The 18,097-nt window shown below is 70.0% G+C and carries 17 protein-coding genes; 5 read left to right on the forward strand and 12 right to left on the reverse strand.

The genetic code is table 11. The features are described from left to right. Window positions 1-38: 38 nt before the first annotated feature. Genes ACFSVL_RS15835 through ACFSVL_RS15875 form a run of 9 tightly spaced genes read right to left on the reverse strand, consistent with a single transcriptional unit; the run spans window position 39 to window position 10,127 of the window. Window positions 39-1,259 carry an FAD-dependent oxidoreductase gene (locus ACFSVL_RS15835; RefSeq protein ID WP_378304783.1) on the reverse strand — a complete coding sequence of 407 codons (1,221 nt, stop codon included), beginning with the start codon at window positions 1,257-1,259 and terminating at the stop codon, window positions 39-41. Then, window positions 1,256-3,106: an asparagine synthase (glutamine-hydrolyzing) gene (asnB, locus tag ACFSVL_RS15840; protein ID WP_378304785.1), complete on the reverse strand. Its 1,851-nt coding sequence runs from the start codon at window positions 3,104-3,106 to the stop codon at window positions 1,256-1,258. The genes ACFSVL_RS15835 and asnB overlap by 4 nt, the downstream gene beginning before the upstream one ends. 35 nt (window positions 3,107-3,141) lie before the next feature. Further along, window positions 3,142-3,399, reverse strand: a complete 258-nt coding sequence (locus tag ACFSVL_RS15845; protein ID WP_378304787.1) for an acyl carrier protein — start codon at window positions 3,397-3,399, stop codon at window positions 3,142-3,144. Next, window positions 3,396-4,679: a ketosynthase chain-length factor gene (locus ACFSVL_RS15850; protein WP_378304788.1), complete on the reverse strand. Its 1,284-nt coding sequence runs from the start codon at window positions 4,677-4,679 to the stop codon at window positions 3,396-3,398. Before ACFSVL_RS15850 ends, ACFSVL_RS15845 begins: the two co-directional genes overlap by 4 nt. Beyond that, window positions 4,676-5,956, reverse strand: coding sequence for a beta-ketoacyl-[acyl-carrier-protein] synthase family protein (locus ACFSVL_RS15855; RefSeq protein WP_378304790.1), 1,281 nt, complete (start codon window positions 5,954-5,956; stop codon window positions 4,676-4,678). Before ACFSVL_RS15855 ends, ACFSVL_RS15850 begins: the two co-directional genes overlap by 4 nt. 49 nt (window positions 5,957-6,005) lie before the next feature. Then, a complete protein-coding gene (locus ACFSVL_RS15860) occupies window positions 6,006-6,779 on the reverse strand; it encodes a cyclase family protein (protein ID WP_378304792.1) in 774 nt (257 codons plus the stop codon). An 8-nt stretch (window positions 6,780-6,787) separates the two neighbouring features. Next, entirely contained in the window at window positions 6,788-8,371 is a 1,584-nt protein-coding gene (locus ACFSVL_RS15865; protein WP_378304793.1) for an FAD-dependent monooxygenase, read from the reverse strand. Then, window positions 8,364-9,308 (reverse strand): aromatase/cyclase, encoded by a 945-nt coding sequence (locus tag ACFSVL_RS15870; RefSeq protein WP_378304795.1) that lies wholly within the window; start codon window positions 9,306-9,308, stop codon window positions 8,364-8,366. The genes ACFSVL_RS15865 and ACFSVL_RS15870 overlap by 8 nt, the downstream gene beginning before the upstream one ends. A gap of 27 nt (window positions 9,309-9,335) precedes the next feature. Continuing rightward, window positions 9,336-10,127 carry an SDR family NAD(P)-dependent oxidoreductase gene (locus ACFSVL_RS15875; RefSeq protein ID WP_378304797.1) on the reverse strand — a complete coding sequence of 264 codons (792 nt, stop codon included), beginning with the start codon at window positions 10,125-10,127 and terminating at the stop codon, window positions 9,336-9,338. 165 nt (window positions 10,128-10,292) lie between these two features. Between ACFSVL_RS15875 and ACFSVL_RS15880 the strand changes: the two genes are divergently transcribed. From ACFSVL_RS15880 to ACFSVL_RS15900, 5 genes are read left to right on the forward strand one after another with little or no spacing between them, the layout of a single operon-like run. Then, window positions 10,293-10,739, forward strand: a complete 447-nt coding sequence (locus ACFSVL_RS15880) for a nuclear transport factor 2 family protein (protein WP_378304799.1) — start codon at window positions 10,293-10,295, stop codon at window positions 10,737-10,739. Between the two features lie 26 nt (window positions 10,740-10,765). Further along, the gene (locus ACFSVL_RS15885; RefSeq protein WP_378304801.1) at window positions 10,766-12,463 is read left to right on the forward strand and encodes a class I adenylate-forming enzyme family protein; all 1,698 of its coding nucleotides are present in this window, start codon (window positions 10,766-10,768) and stop codon (window positions 12,461-12,463) included. Continuing rightward, window positions 12,403-12,705 (forward strand): antibiotic biosynthesis monooxygenase family protein, encoded by a 303-nt coding sequence (locus ACFSVL_RS15890; RefSeq protein ID WP_378304803.1) that lies wholly within the window; start codon window positions 12,403-12,405, stop codon window positions 12,703-12,705. Before ACFSVL_RS15885 ends, ACFSVL_RS15890 begins: the two co-directional genes overlap by 61 nt. A 38-nt stretch (window positions 12,706-12,743) precedes the next feature. Beyond that, window positions 12,744-13,781, forward strand: a complete 1,038-nt coding sequence (locus ACFSVL_RS15895; RefSeq protein ID WP_378304805.1) for a methyltransferase — start codon at window positions 12,744-12,746, stop codon at window positions 13,779-13,781. Then, on the forward strand, window positions 13,778-14,746 hold the full coding sequence (locus tag ACFSVL_RS15900; RefSeq protein WP_378304806.1) for an acyltransferase domain-containing protein: 969 nt from the start codon (window positions 13,778-13,780) through the stop codon (window positions 14,744-14,746). Before ACFSVL_RS15895 ends, ACFSVL_RS15900 begins: the two co-directional genes overlap by 4 nt. On the opposite strand, the gene ACFSVL_RS15905 is transcribed toward ACFSVL_RS15900, so the two are convergent. From ACFSVL_RS15905 to ACFSVL_RS15915, 3 genes are all read right to left on the reverse strand, one after another. Beyond that, window positions 14,733-14,936, reverse strand: a complete 204-nt coding sequence (locus tag ACFSVL_RS15905; RefSeq protein ID WP_378304808.1) for an acyl-CoA carboxylase subunit epsilon — start codon at window positions 14,934-14,936, stop codon at window positions 14,733-14,735. The two genes, ACFSVL_RS15900 and ACFSVL_RS15905, sit on opposite strands and share 14 nt — an antisense overlap. After that, window positions 14,933-16,519: an acyl-CoA carboxylase subunit beta gene (locus ACFSVL_RS15910; RefSeq protein ID WP_378304810.1), complete on the reverse strand. Its 1,587-nt coding sequence runs from the start codon at window positions 16,517-16,519 to the stop codon at window positions 14,933-14,935. The genes ACFSVL_RS15905 and ACFSVL_RS15910 overlap by 4 nt, the downstream gene beginning before the upstream one ends. A 578-nt stretch (window positions 16,520-17,097) precedes the next feature. After that, complete coding sequence (locus tag ACFSVL_RS15915; RefSeq protein WP_378304812.1) at window positions 17,098-18,072, reverse strand: alpha/beta hydrolase family protein; 975 nt, start codon at window positions 18,070-18,072, stop codon at window positions 17,098-17,100. Window positions 18,073-18,097: the final 25 nt, after the last annotated feature.

Raw genomic sequence — 18,097 nt, forward strand, 5'->3', positions numbered from 1 at the left:
CTCACGTGCCCCGGTCCGCGTCTGGGGTCAATACGGGGTCAATGCGACAGCAGGTCCGCCCGCAGCTGGATCCCCCGGTTGCCGAACGCGATCTGCCGCAGCACCGCGCGGTACACCGGGGTCCGGGACACCAGCATCGCCAGCTTGGGCCGGACCGCGGCCGCCACGGTGCCGGTGGAGAACATGGTTTTGCTTTGCACCCGCTGGATTTTCGTCATCGTCTCGATGTCCCGTCGCCGGTTGTCGGCGTAGCGGCGCAGGAATCCGGCGCTCGCGTCGTTCGCGCGCAACGACGCGAGCAGGACGGGGTGGGCCGCGACGGCGTCCTGGATGGCCAGGTTGATGCCCTGCGCGCCGATCGGGCCCTGGGTGTGGGCGCTGTCGCCGATCAGCAGCAGGCCGTCGAGCACCCATTGCTGTGCTTTGGCGGTGAACACGTCCAGCAGCGAGAGGTCCTTGAAACCGGTGATCTCGGCGTCGATCTGGTCGGCGTAGCGGGGGACCGCCGCGCGCAGCCGATCCTTGACGTATCCCAGCCCGTGCGCGGCCAGCTCGCGATAACCGTTGTGAGGCAACGTCCAGCCGAGCTGAATGCGGTCCGGCACCGAGGCGTAGGCCAGCAGCGGGTTGCCGCCGGCCCGGAAGATCCGGACGTCGCGGGGAGCGTCGCCGAGGCTGCGCAGCCGGAACCACAGGACGTCTTGCGCGAAGTGGTCGCGCCGGTCGTTTTCGATGCCGGCCAGTTGCCGCACCTTCGAGAAGCGGCCGTCCGCGCCCACGACGCAATGGGAGTGGACAGTCCGCTCGCCGCCGCGCGTCCGGGCGACCACCCCGTGGATCGTGCTGCCGTCGCGGACGAGGCCGGTTACCTTGGCCCCGCCGAGATAGCTGAACCGGTTCTCCCGGTGGCAGTGGTCGAGCAGTTCGGCGAGCAGATGCCGCTGCGGAATGCTGAGCAGGCAGTTGTACGGTCCGGGCAGCCGCCGGTAATCGCCGTTGATCAGCACCCGGCCGTGTTCTTCGAGCAGGAAGCGGTCGTGCTCGTGACAGCCGCGGGCGCGGGCCCCGTCGAGCACCCCGAGCCCGGCGAGCAGCGCCTGTCCGCCGGGTTGCAGGATCTCGCCCCGGTACTCGCGCTCCAGCGACGTGGACCGCTCGACCACGGTCACCTTCGCACCGGAACGGGCCAGCAGCAGCGCGAGGGTCAGCCCGGCCGGGCCGCCGCCGACGACGCAGAAGTCCGTCCGCTCGTCGGTCACAGGTCGAGGGTGACGTCGTAGGCGGTGAGCCATTTGTTCAGCCATAGCGCCATTTCCAGACTGCCGCGGTCGTAGGGGCGGCTGACCTCGCCCAGCGGGCGGTCGAGTGCTTTCCGGACCTTGGCCAGGTCGAGCAGCGGCCGGACCGGTGCGTCGGCGTCTTCGGCGACGCACCGGAGTTCGGCGCGCAGTGCTTGCGCGTAAGCCGGATTCTGGGTCGCCGGGTAGGGGCTCTTCACGCGGTTCACCACCGATTCCGGCAGCAGGTCCGCGGTCGCGGCGCGCAGCAGGCTCTTTTCCCTGCCGTCGAACGACTTCATCGCCCAGGGAACGTTGAAGACGTAGTCCACCAGCCGGTGGTCGCAGAACGGGACCCGGCCTTCGACGCCGGTGGCCATGCTCATCCGGTCCTTGCGGTCGAGCAGGGTCGGCAGGAACCGGGTCAGGTTCAGGTAGGTGATCTCGCGCATCCGCCGGTCCACCGGGGCCTCGCCGGGCAGCCGGGGCACCTCGGCCAGCGCCGCGCGGTAGCTGTCCTGCCGGTTGCCGGGGATGTCCAGCTTTTCCCGGAACCAGGTGTCCAGCAGGCCAAGCCCGCCGAAGTACCGCGAGGAGCCGGACGTCAGCCACGGGAAGGTGTCGGCGTGCACCGCGCCGGGGTTGCGGAACCAGCGGTAGCCGCCGAACAGCTCGTCCGCGCCCTCGCCGGACAACGCCACCGTCGACCGTTGCCGGACCGCCTTGAACAGCAGGTACAGCGAGGGCCACATGTCGCCCCAGTACGCCGGGGGCAGGTCTGTCGCCCGGAGCACGGCCGCGCGGACGGCCGGATCCGCGAGGTCGTCGCTGTCGAGGAGAATGTCGGTGTGGTCGGTCGGAACGGACCGGGCGAGGTCGTGGACGAACGGCGCATCGCTCGCCCCGCGTACGGCGTCTGGCTGGAATCCGTTCGCGGGAGCGGTAAAATCCACTGAATACGAACGGATCCGGCCCCGGCCCGCCTCGGCGAGCGCCCGGCCGGCCAGCGCGGTGACCGCGGACGAGTCGAGTCCGCCGGAAAGCAGCACGCACACCGGCACGTCGGCGACCAGCTGCCGTTCGACGGTGTCCGCCAGGAGTTCCCGCACGTGCTGGACCGTGGCGGGGAGATCGTCGAGGTGCTCGGTGGCGCTCAGGCTCCAGTACCGCGACGGGGTGAGGCCGGCGCTCGTGACCCGCAGGAGCTGACCCGGCCGTACTTCGCGCATCCCGGAGAACACCGCGTGCTCCGGGGTGCGCACCATGTCGAGCACTTCTCGCAGACCGTCCGCGCTCACCCGTCGCGGCACCTTGGGGTGCGCCAGCACCGCCTTGGGTTCCGAGCCGAACAGCAGGCCGTGCGGCGTCGGGAAGTAGTACAGCGGTTTGACGCCGAGCCGGTCGCGGCCGAGGAGCAGTTCTTCGCGGCGTGCGTTCCAGACCGCGAAGGCGAACATTCCGTTCAGCCGTTGTGCGGCGTCTTCGCCCCACTGCAGGTAAGCGCGCAGGAGCACTTCGGTGTCGCTTCGGGTGCGGAACCGGTGCCCGAAGGAGACGAGTTGCTCCCGCAGTTCGCGGAAGTTGTAGATCTCGCCGCAGAAACTCAGCACGGCGACGGCCTCGCCGTCCTCCTCGGCCACCATCGGCTGGGCGCCGCCCTCGAGGTCGATGACCGACAGCCGCCGGTGGCCCAGCACCGCTCGCCGGCTCAGCCACCAGCCCTCCGCGTCCGGTCCCCGGCAGGCCAAGGTGTCCGTCATCGCGCGCGCGACGTGCTGTTCCGCCGAAAGATCAGCCTCGAAATCCACCCATCCGGTGATTCCGCACATAGGTGCCGTCCCTTCTCCGAGTCACGAGTCACGGGTCACGCGGATTCGCCGAGGCACACGTTGATCTCGTCCAGGAGCTGGCGCGGGGTCTTGGCGTTGACCACCACGTCTTCGGGCAGGGACACCGAACGCTCCCGTTCGATCCGGCCGACGGTGTTGAACAGGGCGAGGGAGTCGTACCCGAGGTCCTCGAACGCCGTGTCCAGGATTTCGCCGTCCAGGCCGGTGGTTTCGTCCTCGCCCGCGCATTCGCGAAGCAGCACGGTGAGGTCTTCGAGGGTGAAGCGGGTCATGACTGGGTTCCTTTCCGGAATTCGTCGGCCGTTCTGACCACGAGAGCCGAGTTGTGGCCGCGGTAGCCGCGCGCGACGACGAGCGCGGTGCGGAGATTCGCCTGCCGAGGGGAATCCGTGACGAGGTCGATCGCTTCGGCGAAGCTGTTGTGTCCATTGTGGATTGTCGGGGGAATGACGCTGTCCCGGATCGCCAGCAGCGCGGTGGCGAGGTCCAGTGCCGCACCGCCGCCGAGCAGCCGGCCGGTCATCGTTTTCGGCGCGGTCACCGGCACTCCGCGCGGGCCGAAGACCGCGGCCAGCGTTTCGGCCTCCAGCCGGTCGGACTCGGGCTCGCCGACCGCGTCGGCGAACACCACGTCCACCTCGGCCGGGCCGATCCCGGCGTCGGCGAGCGCCGTTTCGATCGCGCGGCGCAAGCCGGGTTCGCCGCCCCGTCCCGGTGCCGGGTCGAAAGTGGCCGCGTAACCGGCGATCTCGCCGTACGGATCGGTGACGCCGCGTTCGCGGGCGGCCACCGGGTCCTCGATCACCAGCAGCGCGCCGCCTTCGCCGGGAACGTAACCGTCGGCGCGCAGGTCGAACGGGCGGTAAGCCAGCTTCGGGTCCTCGGTCCGGCTCAGCCGCCCGGACCGCGTCATGCACAGCAGCGACCACGGGCACAGCGAGCCGTCGACCCCGCCGGTCAGCATCAGCGCCGTGCCGTCGCGGACGCGGCGTCGGGCCTTGGCCACCGCGTCCAGCCCGCCCGCTTGCTCGGCGACCAGCGCGGAACCGGGCCCGCGCATTCCGTGCCGGATCGCGATCTGCCCGGTGTTGACCGGATAGAACCAGGCGAACGACTGGTACGCGCTCACGTAGGAGCCGCCTTGGCTCCAGAGCGCCTGCAGTTCCTTCTGCCCGAACTCGAAACCCCCGCCGGACGCGGCCGTGACCACGCCCGCCGCGTACTCGGCCATGTTCGCGGGATCCGCGTGTGCGTCGGCGAGCGCCTCGTCCGAGGCCAGCAGCGACAGCCGGGTCATGTGGTCGGTCTGCGGCAGCATCCGCCCGGACAGCCGCTCGCCGACCGCGGCGTCGACCTCCCCGGCGATCCGGGTGGAGTATCCCGCCGGGTCGAACCGGCTGATCCGGCCGAGCCCGCTTCGCCCGCGCAGGGTCGCTGTCCAGTACTCGGCGGTGCCGACCCCGTTCGGGGCCACCACGCCGATTCCCGTGACCACTGGCGTCACTGTCGAGCGGCCCCGCGCCGGGCCGGTCCGTGCGGTCGCGGCGGTCATGTCCTCGACCGTTCGGGCTTGGTGAGGATGATCGCGCTCTGGAAGCCGCCGAAGCCGCTCGCGACGCTGAGCGCGACGTCGACCCGCTGTTCCCGGGCGACCAGTGGCACGTAGTCCAGGTCGCACTCCGGGTCCGGCTCGTGCAGGTTCGCGGTGGGCGGGATCAGGGACTGGTCGATCGTGAGCGCGCAGGCGGCGACCTCCAGCGAGCAGATCGCGCCGAGCGAATGGCCGATCATCGACTTGATGGAGCTGACCGGCGTCCGGTACGCGTGCGCGCCCAGGCTCGCTTTCAGCGCCGCGGTTTCGTGCCGGTCGTTCTGCTTGGTCGCCGAGCCGTGCGCGTTGACGTAGTCGACGTCGCCGGGTTCGAGCCCGGCGTTGCCGATCGCGTGCGTGATCGCCTCGGCCATTTCCCGGCCGTCCGCGCGCAGTCCGGTCATGCTGTGCGCGTTGCTCCGCCCGGCGTGCCCGGCGATCTCGGCGTAGGCGCGCGCACCGCGACGGCGAGCGTGTCCCAGTTCTTCGAGCACGAAGACCGCGGATCCCTCGCCGAGTGCGAAACCGTTGCGGGTGCGGTCGAACGGGCGCGAGGCGGTGGCGGGTTCGTCGTTGCGCGGGGTGGTCGCCTTGATCGCGTCGAAGCACGCGACCGTGATCGGGGAGATCGCCGCGTCCGAGGCGCCGGCGATCATCACGTCCGCCTCGCCGTCGGCGATGAGATCGGTCGCGTGGCCCACCACGTCGATGCCCGAGGTGCAGCCGGTGGACACGATCCCGACCGGTCCCTCCGCCTCGGCCAGCCAGGCGATCTCGGCGGCCATCGAGGACGGCAGGAAGTAGTCGTAGAGGTAGGGGACGCCGTGCTTGTCGTCCACCAGCCAGTTCCGGCCGCTGTCGCTCACCACCGCGTACTCGCGGTCGAGGCTCGCGGTCATCCCGCACGCGGTGCCGAGCATCACCCCGGTCCGGTGCGGCTCCGCTTCGCCGCTGATGCCGCTGTCGGCCATGGCTTCCCGCGTCGCGACGACGGCGAATTGCGTCGTGCGGTCCCACTTCCGGATCTGCTGCTGACTCAGCCCCGAGGCGACCGGGTCGAAATCGCATTCGGCGGCCACGTGCGAGCGGAACGGGGCGGGGTCGAACGCCGTGATCGTGCGGGTGGCCGTGCGGCCGTTCGCGAGCAGGTCCCAGAACCGCTTGACGCCCACCCCTCCCGGCGCGACCACGCCGATTCCGGTCAGCAGCACTCGCCTGCCGCCGTCTGGTCCAGACACTGGCTTTCCTCTTCTCGTTCGGAGATTGGCGAACTTGTCCTCGGGCGGGTCACTCGAGCATCGCGACCGCTCTGGTCCAGCCCGCGCCCGCGCCGGAGATCTTGACCGGGAAGCAGCTCACGGCGAACCCGGTCGCCGCGGGCAGCGCGCCGAGGTTCGCGAGCCGTTCGATCTGGCAGTACTCCCGTTCGCGGCCGGCGAAGTGCGCGGGCCACAGCACGCCGCGGTCCCCGGTCTCGGCGTACTGGGCGATCATGTGCGCGAACGGCGCGTCGAGGCTGAACGCGTCTGTGCCGATCACGCGGATTCCCAAGTCCAGCAACAGGTTCGTGGCGCTGCCGTCGAGGCCGGTGAAGTCGGTGAAGTACTTCGGCGAGCCCACCAGTGCGTCGGCTCCGGTGCGCAGGAGCACGATGTCGCCCGGCCGCGGCTGGTAACCGATGACGTCGAACTGGCCGCGCAAGTCGTCCGCGTTCACCGTCCCGGTCGGTGCCCAGGTCAGGTCGAGCACCACTCCGGGGCCATGGAACCACTCCAGCGGCAGCTCGTCGATGTGTCGCGGGGTGCCGGCGGAGGTTTTCCAGCCGTAGTGCGACGGAGCGTCCACGTGCGTGCCGGTGTGCGTGGTCAAGGTGAGCGTGTCCAGCGACAGCATTTCGCCCATCGGGAGCACCGCCGGGTCGAAGTCGATGCCCCAGTTCTCCCGCAGCTGCGCGGCCATGTGCTCGGCCCCCTCCGCGGGGGAGAGGATCGTGTGCTCGACGGGATTGGCTTCCCACTCCGCGGAAGCGTCCACTGTGGACGAGAGATCGAGGTACCGCATCGCTTTCCTCACTTCGGACTCGTCTCGGAAGCAGGCACCGAGGGACGGAAACCGGCCGCACGCAACACGGACGCGAGTGCGCCGATCCGGCCGGACGCGCACAGGTACCCGTCCGGGCGCACCAGCGCGAAGTCGTCCGGACCGAGGCCGAAGCCACGCCGCAGCGCCGCACCCGGATCGGCCAGCGGACCCGGGCCGCTGTCCCCGTGCTCGGACACCGTGCGCACGCTGATCGCGTCGCTGACGGTGCCAACTTCGCCGGTGCACAGCAGCGTCCACCGGGGATCGGTCGCTTCTTCGGCGTACAGCGTGCGCCAGCCGGCGGAAGCGCGCTCGGTCTCCTCCGAGCAGCCGATCCGGTCGCCGGAGGAGAACCCGGCGCGGGCCGGCGCGCCCACGGACAGCGGGCTTTCCCGGTAGTGCAGGCCGAGCCCGCAGAACCCGCGGATCATCTTGCCCTCGATGGCCTGCTTCAGCGCCGGGACCCGGTTCACCACCGCCAGTCCCACCGGCATCGCGATCGGGGCCAGCGCGTTGCGCAAGGCCACCAGCCCGGTCGCCTTCCGGGTCGAGGCGAGCAGCGCCTTGCCGACCGGCACCCGTTCCGCGTCGTAGCTGTCCAGCAGCGACGGATCGCTGTGCCCCTTGACGACCGAGGCGAGCTTCCACGCGAGATTGTGGCCGTCCTGGATGCCGGTGTTCATGCCCTGCCCGGACGCGGGGCTGTGCACGTGGGCAGCGTCGCCCGCCAGGAAGCACCGGCCGGAGTGCATCCGCTCGATCCGGCGCTGCTGCACGGTGAACACCGAGATCCAGGTCGGCTCGGACACCTCGACCGGACGGCCGAGCGCCTTCGAGATCCGCCGGGTGACCCTGGCGCGGACCCGGACCGGGTCGTCGTCGTGCGCGGTGTCCTCGGTGTCCACGACCCGCCACTTGCCCGGTTCGGGAAACGGCACGCACAGCAGGGTCCCGGAGCCGTCGTGCACGAGGTGGTGGCTGTCGGACGGCAGATCCACGTCGAGCGTGACGTCGGCGTTGAGCCACGTTTCGGTCGAGTCGCCGAGCAGCGGGAACCCGAGCGTCCGGCGCACGACGCTGTGCGCGCCGTCCGCGCCGACCATCCACGGCGCGGCCTGCCGGTGCTCTCCGGTCCGGTCGCGGAGAACGGCCTGCACCCCGTCGGCGGAGTGGGTGAACGACACCAGCTCGGTGTTCCACTCGACCTCGACCCCTTGCGCGGCAAGGCTTTCCCGGAGGGTCTGTTCGGTGAGCACCTGGTCGACCATGATGCTGTAGGGATACCGGGTGGGCAGTTCGGCGTAGTTGGTGTCGAAGCGGGCCAGCGTCCGGCCGCGCAGGTGCAGCGTGAAGTGCACGATCTGCCGTCCCCGGGGGAGCAGGGCGTCGACCAGTCCCATCTGATGGCAGATCTCCAGCGTGCGCGCGTGCACCGACAGCGCCCGGCTGGTGGTGGCGGGACCGGCCGCCTGGTCGACCAGGCGGACCCGCACGGACCGCCGGACCAGTTCGTGCGCGACGGTCAGCCCGACCGGCCCGGCGCCCACGACCAGCACCTCCGGGTCACGCATGAGCGGTCTCCGCGGACGATTCGGCGAATGCCTTCGCCAAGCCCAGCGTGTCCCTGCTGTTGCCGCCCGCCGCGTTGCGCACGAATTCGCGCGCGGTGGCGACGGTCGCGTCCGGGCCGAGCACCGGGTGGATGTTCTCCTCGTTGATCGTGACGCGGTGCCAGGAGGTCACCCGGACGCCGTCGCTCTCCGGGGTGAACGACCACCGGCCGAGGTGCGCGGTCATCAGCGACGGCGGCTGGGTCTGCTTGTAGACGATGTCCTTGCCGGTGCGGCAGAGCCGGATCGACTCGGTGGTGTGCGTCGAGCCGTCCTTAGCGGAGGTGTCCATGGACATTTCCTGGACGTGCTCGACCGGCTCGCGCAGTTCGAGCCTGGACACGTGCGGGAGGCGCGACGGCCATTCGGCGGCCCGGTAGAAGAAGTCGTAGACGTCCGCCAGCGGCGCCCGGACCAGCACGCTGTCGTCGAACTCGAAGAGCAATTCGCCGAGCCGGTCCCAGCTTTCGGCGAGTGCTTTGATGTTGCCGAGTTCCGCGGTGCTGTTGCGGTCGGTCGCCTGCCGGATCCACTCGGCCGACTCCGCCTCGTCGTCGATCGCCGAGAAGTCGTGCTCCAGCGTCAGCCGGGCGCCGTCGCCGTGTTCGCGGACGGTCCATTCCCCGCTCATCGAGGCCACCGGCGGCGCGGACACGGTCTGGCGGAAGCGCACGCGGCCCGCCCCGGGGTCGAGTTCGCGCCGCGACGTCCAGTTCTTCACCGTGCCGTTCGCCGTCGCCCAGATGACCAGCTGCTCGGTTTTCGCGTCCACTTGGGACTGTTCGACGTGGATCGTCGGCGCGAAGTGCTGCGGCCACGACGCGGCGTCGGCGATGATCCGGTAAACGACCTCGGCCGGCGCGCGGACGTCGATGTGATGTTCGGTGTGGTGTCGCATTTTCGGCTCCCGGAGAGGTTGCGGAGGTCAGTAGATGCCAAGGCCGCCGCAGACGTTGAGCGCCTGCGCGGTGACGGAGGCCGCGGTTTCGGTGGTCAGGTAGCAGACCATCCCGGCTACCTCCTCGGCGCTGGAGTAGCGGCCGAGCGGGATCTTCGCGTTGAACCGGGAAAGCACCTCGTCCTCGGATATTCCCCAGGTGCCGGCGTAGGCCTGGCGCACCCGCACGGCCATCGGGGTTTCGACGTAGCCGGGACACACCGCGTTGACGGTGACCCCGGTGAGCGCCAGCTCCTTCGCCAGTGCCTTGGTGAACCCGATGACGCCCGCCTTCGCGGCCGAATAGGGCGCGCCGAGCGGGACCCCTTGCTTGCCGCCGGTGGAGGCGACGTTGACGATCCGGCCGCGCGTGCCCGCCTCGGGCAGCCGCCCGATGGTCAGCGCCGCGCGGGTCATCAGGAAAACGCTGTTGAGGTTGGTGTCCACGACGTCGTACCACAGTTCGTCGGGGATCTCGGCCGTGACGCCGCCGCCGTTGCGGCCCGCGTTGTTCACCAGCACGGTGACCGGGCCGAATCTGTCCACAGCGGACTGGACGAACCGGCGGACCGAGTCCGCGGACCGGACGTCGCAGTCGGTGCCGTCCACGTCGAAGCCGTTGTCCTGCAGCCGTTTGACCGTGTCGCTCACGTTCGCCGCGGTCCGCGCGCAGAAGTAGACCTTGGTGCCCTGCGCGACCAGCTGCTCGACCACGGCCAAGCCGATCCCGCTCGTGGCGCCGGTGACCAGTGCGACCGGCGCGGTACTGGAGGTGCTCATGCGTTGCCCTTCGCCTGCTGGGTCTGGGATCGCCACCCACCTTGTCGCCCTCGGTTCGAAACTCGTCGCAAGCCGCTTAGAGACGGCGGTTCCAGCGATCCTCGAAGCACCGGCGCCAGGCTCGCCGGGCAACCGCGAGTACGCCGCACCGATTGGGAGGGGCACATGACGCGCACGGCGCAAGAGGCCGGCCAGGAGCACGATTTCCGGCTCTACACCGAGGTTCAGCATTTCTACGGGCGGCAGATGCGCTTCCTCGACGAAGGCGCGGTCGAAAAGTGGGCCGGCACCTTCGCCGAGGACGGCGTGTTCGAGGCGAACACGCTGCTGCAGACGGGACGGCCCGCGATCGAGAACGGCGCCCGCGAGACCACAGCGAAACTCGAGGCATCCGGGCTCCAGCGCCGGCACTGGCTCGGGATGCTTGAAGTGCGGGAACAGCCGGACGGGTCGGTGCTCGCGAAGACCTACGCCATCGTGTACACCACGCCGCGCGGCGGGAAACCGGCCGCCGACTTCAGCTGCAGCTGCGAGGACGTCCTGGTGCGGGGCGACGGGGAATTCCGCGTCCTGCGCCGCGAAGTCCGCCGCGACGACCTGTCCGCGGCGTGAATTCCCGGAAAGACGCGGAGCAGACCATGGCAGCACCCGGCACGAGCCTGACCAGCGGTCCGCCGATGACCGCTCTCGACGGGCTGCTCGGCGGCCCGCTGGTGGACGATCTGCTGCTGCGTGCGGTCCGGCGGGCGCCGGACGACGTGGCGGTGCGGTCCCGGGACACCGCGCGGACCTATGCCGAACTCAACGAGGAGGTCACCCGGTTCGCCGCGGCGGTCCACGAGAGCGTGGAGCCGGGCGAGGTGGTGGCGCTGGCGTCGGTGCTCGACCCGGCCTTTCCGCTCGCGTTCTTCGGGCTCTGCCGGGCCGGGGCGATTCCGGCGCTGGTCAACCCGCTGCTGCGGGAGGAGGCGCTGGCGCACGTGCTGGCCACCTGCGCCGCCACGGTCGCGATCATCCCGCCGGAGCTGTACCCGCGCCTCGCCGCGGTCCGCGACCGGCTGCCGCGGCTGCGGTCGGTGCTCCTGACGCATCGGGGCCACGGAACCGATCCCGCCGCCCGCGCGCTGCCGACCGTCGCCGATCTCGTGGCGGCAGGCAGCGGCACGCCGCCACCCACGCCCGCCACCAGCCACGACATCGCCTGTCTGCAATTCACCAGCGGCACTACGGGGCCGGCGAAAGTGGTGCGCCTGTCGCACCACAACCTGGTGGTCAACGCGGCGCAGACGGCGCACGCGCAGCGGCTGACGGCGACCTCGGTGGTGTTCAACTACCTGCCGACGTTCCACCTCATGCACCTCACCATCAGCGTTACCGCGGGTGCGTCCCTGGTGCTCTGGACCGGCGACGACGTCGCGGAGGCGGTCGAGGCGGCAGACCGGTTCGGCGCGACGCACTTCTACAGCCTTCCGGTGCGGCTTTCGCGGCTCGCGGCCGACGAACGGCTGCCCAAGCTGCGGGCGCGAGCGCTGCGAACGGTGTTGTGCGGCGGGTCGGCGTTGCCGCTCTTCGCCACGAACGCGCTGAGCCAGCAGTTCGGCGTGCCGGTCGCCCAAGGCTACGGGCTGCAGGAGACGTCGCCGTCGACCCACTTCGACGACCTCGACGCACCGACCCTGTTGTCGTCCGGGAGGCCGGTCGCCGGGACCGACTGCCGGATCGTGCGCATCGGAGAAGGGGTGGACCGGGAAGTGCTCCCGGTCGGCGAGAAAGGCGAGATCCAGGTCCGCGGTCCTCAGCTGATGCTGGGCTATCACGACCGGGACCGCGCCAGGGTGGTGGACGCCGAAGGCTGGTTTTCGACCGGCGACGTCGGCTACGTCGACAGCAGCGGCAGATTGTTCGTCTCGGACCGGATCAAAGACGTTTTCAAATGCGACAACTGGCTGGTCTCGCCGACGGAGATCGAACGGGTGCTGCGCCGGCACCCCCAGGTGGCGGACTGCGCCGTCTTCGACTTCCCGGACACCTTCAGCGGCGCCGTCGCCTACGCGCTCGTGGTTCCGCGACGCGTCGGGGGAGGAGAACCACCCGATCCGGCCGGTTTCGCCGCCTATATCGCCGAACGGCTGCCCTACTACGAACACCTGCGCGACGTCGAGCTGATCGACGCGATCCCCCGTTCGCCCACCGGCAAGGTCCAGCGGCGCGAATTGCGGGCGCGGGCGGTCGCGCGCACCTCCCCGAAACCCGACTCCGAGAACAGGAGCGCATCATGTTCACCTTCATCAACCGGTTCACCGTCTCCGGCGACACCGCCGAATTCGAACGGCTGATCGGCGAGATCACCGACCACATGCAAACGCAGCCGGGGTTCGGGTCGCACGCGCTGTACCGCTCCGGCCGGGACGCCAACGTCTATGTCGAGGTCGCCCTCTGGGACAGCGCCGCCGCCCACCAGGCGGCCACCGGCAGCCCCGAGTTCCGCAGCCGCGTCCAGCGGGTGATCGGGCTCGCCGCGGCCGACCCCGCCCCGTTCGACCTGGTCTCCGAGCACGCCGCGGGCAAGGTCGGCTGAACCCCGGCCCGTCGTTTCCGAGAAAGGCATGACCCTTGATGACCAGTGACCAGAACACGATCCCCCAAGCCGTGATGCGCCTGCGCGAGCTGGCGCTGAGCAGCGCGTGCGCCGCCGCGGTCCGTGCCGCGGCCCGGCTCGGCCTCCCCGACGCGCTCGGCGATCAACCGTCCACAGTGGAAGACCTGGCCTCGGCGCTCGGGGCCGACGCGGACGCGCTCGGCCGCCTGATGCGGATGCTGGAGTGCTACTACGTTTTCGAGAAGACCGACACCGGCTACGTGCACACGCCCATGTCCCGGTTGCTGCGCGAGGACAACCCGCGCAGCCTCAAGTACATCGTATTGTGGGGCACGGAGCCGTGGACGTGGGAACTCTGGCCGCACCTCGACGAGTCGGTCCGGAGCGGCGACGAGGCTTTCCAGAAACTCCACGGCACGGATTTCTTCGCGCATTTGCACGACGAATGGCCTGATTCCGCGGCGGTATTCGACAAAGCGATGACGCAGTCGAGCAAACTGTCCGCCGCCGCCATCGCCGACCGGCTGGACCTGACCGGAGTGCGGAGCCTCGCCGACATCGCCGGCGGGCAAGGGCACGTGCTGGCCACGCTGCTGGAAAAGAACCCGGGCCTGCAGGGAGTGCTGGTAGACCTGCCCGCCGTCGTCGCGGACGCCGACCCCCGCCTGCGCGCCGGCGGCCCGCTGGCCTCGCGCGCCCAGCTGGTGGCGGGCGACTGCCTCGCCGAGATCCCCGTCGACGCCGAGGTCTACCTGTTCAAGAACATTCTCGAATGGGACGACGCGAGCACGATCACCGCACTGGGCAACGCCGCCCGCGCGGCCCGGGCAGGCAGCCGGGTGCTCATCATCGAAAACCTCGTCGACGGAAGCCCGGAGCTGAAGTTCACCACGGCGATGGACCTGCTCCTGCTGCTCAACGTGGGCGGACGGAAACACACCAGGGACGGGCTCGTCGCGCTGATCGAAGAGGCCGGCCTGCACGTCGACGACGTCCGCCCGATCAACTCCTATCTGCACCTGATCGAGGCTTCGGTCCCGCAGGAATCGCCGTGACCGCACCGCCGGTCGCCCTGCTGCTGCCCGGACAGGGCTCCCAACACCACGGGATGGCGGTGCCGTTGTACGGGTACGAACCGGTGTTCAGCGAGCACATGGACGCCTTCTTCACCGACCTCGGCACCGTCGGCAGCCGGTTGCGTTCGGCCTGGCTGAGCGACGATCCCGCCACCCCCATCGACGACGCCGCACTCGCTCAGCCGTTGCTGTTCGCCATCGGGCACGCGCTCGGCCGGACCCTGCTCGCACACGGGGTCCGGCTGGCCGCTTTGCTGGGCCACAGCATCGGCGAGCTAGCGGCGGCCGCTCTCGCCGGAGTGTTCGACCGGCATGCGGCCGCGTCGATCATGCGCGGCCGACTGGCGGCGATGGCCGACGCGGCACCGGGCGAGATGTACGCGGCGGGCGCGTCGGCCGAGCAGGTTGAACCCTACCTCGGCGAGACCGCTGGCGTGGTGGCGATCGGCGCGATCAACGCACCCACCGTCACTGTCCTTTCTGGACCGCGGCCACAGCTGGCGGCAGTCGCGGATCGCCTGGCGAGTGAAGGCATCCGCGGCCTTTCGGTACCCGCGGACCGACCGTTCCACAGCCCGAAGATGGCGGCGGTGGTGCCCCGGTTCGAGCAGGCATTCGACCGGGTGCCGCTGCGTGCTCCGGCGGTCACGATTTATTCGACGCGAACCGCTGCACCGATCGGGCCGGACGAGGCCAAGACTCCCGGGTTCTGGGCTGGGCAGCTCGCGACGCCGGTGCTGTATTGGCCTGCGTTGTGTGCGTTGCTGCGGTCTGGCGATTACACGCTGGTGGAGGCGGGGCCGGGCGGGATGTTGTCCGTGCTGGCCCGACGCCATCCGGCTGTGCGGCGGGGGACCAGCGCCGTGGTGCCGCTTCTGCCGCCGACCGCGGACGCGACCCGGGAGACTTGGCGCGCGGCGCTGGCTCGGCTTACTGGCGGGTGACCGGTTGGTGTGTTCTGGCTGCCCAGGTTCCGGGCATCCGGTAGGTCCGGCTGGTCCAGCCCGGCCGGAGCGGTGTGCTGGCTGGCCGGTCCGCGTCCCGGCCGACCGCCAGCCACAGCGCCGCGATCACCGCGGCGATTTCGTCGTCCTCGGGAGCACCCCGCAGGACGACCACCTCCGGCCCGTTCATGACGGCGGGTTCCCGTGTTTGCGCGCGGGGAGTTCGGAATGCTTGGCACGCAACATCTCCAGCGCGTCAATGAGCACCCGCCGGGTGTTGGCCGGATCGATCACGTCGTCCACGAGACCGCGTTCGGCGGCGTAGAACGGATGCATCAGCTCCCGCACGTACTCCTTGACCAGGTGCTCGCGCGCCGCTTCGGGATCGGCGGCGTGCGCGATCTCCCGGCGGAACACGATGTTCGCCGCGCCGTCCGCGCCCATGACGGCGATCTCGTTGGAGGGCCAGGCGAACGAGACGTCCGCGCCGATCGAACGCGAGTCCATCACGATGTACGCCCCGCCGTAGGCCTTGCGCACGACGAGTTGGATGCGGGGCACGGTGGCGTTGCAGTAGGCGTAGAGCAGCTTCGCGCCGTGCCGGATGATGCCGCCGTGTTCCTGGCTGCGGCCGGGGAGGAACCCGGGCACGTCCACGAGTGTCACGAGCGGGATGCTGAACGCGTCGCAGGTCTGCACGAACCGCGCCGCCTTCTCCGAGGCGTGGATGTCCAGCACCCCGGCGAACGACGCGGGCTGATTCGCCACGATCCCGACCACGTGGCCGGCCATTCTCGCGAAGCCGCAGATGACGTTCTGCGCCCAAGACGCGTGCACCTCGAACAGATCTCCGTCGTCGATGACCTCCTCGATCACCTTGCGCATGTCGTAGGCCTGATTCGGATCGCCCGGGACGAGGTCCAGCAGCGCCGGGCAATACCGGTCCGGATCGTCGCCGGGCTCGACGGCCGGAGGCAGTTCACGGTTGTTCGCGGGCAGCATCGACAACAGATGGCGCACTTCGGCGAGGCAATCGTCCTCGGTGTCGTACACGAACCCGGCGGCCCCGGAGACCGCCGCGTGCACGTCGGCGCCGCCGAGGTCCTCGTGCGAGATGTCCTCGCCGGTCACCGACCGCACCACGTCCGGGCCGGTGATGTACATCTGCGCGATTCCCCGCACCATGAAGACGAAATCGGTCAGCGCGGGCGAATAGGTCGCACCGCCGGCGCACGGTCCCAGCATGACGCTGATCTGCGGGATCACCCCGGAAGCCTTCACATTCCGGCGAAAAATCCCGCCGTATCCGGCGAGCGCGGTCACCCCCTCCTGGATCCGCGCCCCCGCGCCGTCCGACAACGCCACCAGCGGCGCCCCGGCGGTCTCGGCCAGATCCATCACCTTGTGGATTTTCTCCGCGTGCGCCTCGCCGAGGGAACCGCCGAAAATCCGGAAATCGTGCGCGTAGGCGAACACCTTCCGCCCGTACACCGTCCCCCATCCGGTCACCACCCCGTCCGAATACGGACGGCGGTCCTCCAGCCCGAACCCGAACGCCCGATGCCGCCGGAACCCCTCCACCTCCCGAAACGAACCGGCGTCGAACAGCAGCTCCAGCCGCTGCCGCACGGTAAGCTTCCCCTTGGCGCGCTGCCGCTCCGTCGCCGCGGCCGACGGGCCCTCGAGCACCTCTTCCCGGGCCGCCCCCAGCTCTTCGACACGTGCCCGCAAATCGTGCGGGCTTCCCAGGCTTGGCTTATTCGTCGCAGTCACGCCTCTTACGAAACTCCAGGCCGTTAAAGAATGCTTCGAACAGCCGCGCCCGGAAGTCTGGGGATCGAGCCAGGGACTTAAACCGGGCGGCCTCACTCCGCCGACCATCCATTAAGGACGCCCAGACCAGAGAAATGCCTGGTTAGCGGCGGAATGCCCGTTTCTTCAAGTCTGTGAGGGACTCCCTGAGGGAATCAGATTCCCTCAGGGAGTCCCTCACAGACGGCGCGCCCGCCTCCGCCCGCGCGTGTCGCCTCCGACGCAGGCCAGCTTCGGTCCGCCAGCCGCTCCGGCCTGGGCGGACACCGCTCGGCCGCACCCATAACGCCGCCTTAAGCCCCCGGCACCGGAATCTGATTCCCTCAAGGAGTCCTTCACGGACGCCGCACCCGGTTCCCGCCGCCTGCGTCGGCCCCCGACGCAGGCCAGCCCGGTCCGCCAGCCGCTCCGGCCTTGGGCGGACACCGCTCGGTCGCAACCCATAACGCTGCCGTAAGTCCCTGGCATTGAGCCTGGGGATTGATGAGGGCAACCGGACGTTCGAAGCGCACGGCGAACACCTGACGCGGGCACACCCCTCAGCGAAGACGGCTAGCGAAGAACGACACAATCTCGCGCGCAGCACCGCCCCGCTGCTGCGCCGGAGTCAATGCGCCCACACAGCCCGGCGTCGTGTCATCCTCACCGCCGATCTTCCCGGGCGACCATTCGGTGTTGTAGAAGTTGTGGTTCGCCCCGACAAGCGTCACCGCGCTCGCGTCGGGATTGCGCCCCACCACATCCTTGACGTACTGCTGTCCCACAATGCCGACAGCTCCGTCGCAGCTGCTGAGGACCACCTTGAACGGCACCCGGGTCACGAGCACGTCGCTGTTGTCGTCCTCGGTGGAGTTGAAGTAGACCGGCGCGAGCGGGACCACCGCGCGGATCCGGACACCGGCCGGCCATTCGGGCGTGTGCTTGTCCGAGGCCTGCCACATCACGCCCTTGCCGCCGCGGGAATGGCCCATCGTGCCGACGCGGGAGAGGTCGACGTGCCCGCGGAACCGCGAGAGGCTGGCCGCCAGCGGGCCCTCGCCGCGGGCGAGGTCGCGCCACAGCTCCAGGTGCTTGTTGACCAGATGGGCGCGCGAGAAGTACCCCTCGTCGCCGAGGAGGTGCGCGTTGATGGCGTTGGCGCTGATCGATACGACGATGAACCCCCGTTCGGCCAGTTTCTCGCCGAGGTAGTCGTAGCCGCGGTAGCTCGGCAGCGTGCGCTGGCCCGGCGGGCAGGGCCAGTCGCCGCCCGGGGTCTTCGCGACCGGGTCCAGGCAGCTCCACCAGCTGCCGTGCTCCTGCACGATCAGCGGATGCGGGCGGCCGCCGAGGTCGCGCGGATAGTGCACGACCGCGGCCAGCTCCATTGGCACGGACACGGTGGGATCGTGGAAGGCCTGGTCGCCGAGGTTGTACTCGACGACGCCGACCCTCTGTGCGGCGGTCGCTTGCGGCGCCAGGACGGTTGCCAGCACCAGCGCCAGCACGGCGACGGCGGTGCGAAGGAAAGTCATGGCGGAAAGAGTGCCGAAGAAGTGT

The organism is Amycolatopsis silviterrae (assembly GCF_042684085.1).
Taxonomy (GTDB): Bacteria; Actinomycetota; Actinomycetes; order Mycobacteriales; family Pseudonocardiaceae; genus Amycolatopsis; species Amycolatopsis silviterrae.